The organism is Gordonia sp. QH-12 (genome assembly GCF_001578675.1).
Lineage (GTDB): Bacteria > Actinomycetota > Actinomycetes > Mycobacteriales > Mycobacteriaceae > Gordonia > Gordonia sihwensis.
Map to the genome: position 1 here is coordinate 1 of NZ_KQ969332.1, position 793 is coordinate 793.

Annotated in this window: 1 pseudogene; it reads left to right on the plus strand. The window is 65.6% G+C overall.

Annotated features, from left to right (window positions below):
- Positions 1 to 68 precede the first annotated feature (68 nt).
- A pseudogene (locus tag Y710_RS18340) lies at positions 69 to 708 on the plus strand (transposase); the annotation flags it as partial.
- Positions 709 to 793 lie beyond the last annotated feature (85 nt).

Here is a 793-nt window from a genome sequence, read left to right on the forward strand (position 1 = left end):
CTTACACAGACCATCTGACACGCCCTAGATACGAGCGTCATCTGCCTCGTCGGCATGAACGACTCCAGCAGGTCGCCACCAGCGAAACCAAAGCCTCGTGGAACACCTTCCTCGCCGACCTGGTCGCCCGCGGCCTCGGCGGAGTCCGCCTGGTGACCTCTGACGCCCATGCCGGGATTGGTCGAGGCGATCGCCGCGACCCTGCCCGGCGCCGCTTGGGAGCGCTGCCGCACCCACTACGCCGCAAATCTGATGGCGGTGTGCCCGAAATCGATGTGGCCGGCTGTGAAAGCGATGCTGCACAGCGTCTACGACCAACCCACACCAGAGGCGGTGAACGCCCAGTTCGACCGGCTGCTCGAATACACCGAAGACCGGCTACCCGACGTCGCCGAACACCTCGGCGACGCCCGTGAAGACCTGCTGGCGTTCACCGCGTTTCCGGAAGATGTGTGGCGCCAGATCTGGTCCAACAACCCCACCGAACGGCTCAACCGCGAGATCCGCCGCCGCACCGACGTCGTCGGCATCTTCCCCAACCGCGACGCCATCATCCGGCTCATCGGCGCAGTGCTCGCCGAGCAGACAGATGAATGGGCCGAAGGCCGCCGCTACCTCGGCCTCGAGGTGCTCAGCCGTTGCCGCCTGACCGTCACCGACCACACGCCGGAGGTGAACACCGACCCACTGATCCAACTACCCGCCTGACCACCTACGAAGGACCACAACCAGTTACACCACTACCCGGGACTTGACCGATCAGCGGTGTGGCCGGTCGAGCTCGGCCGCGAAG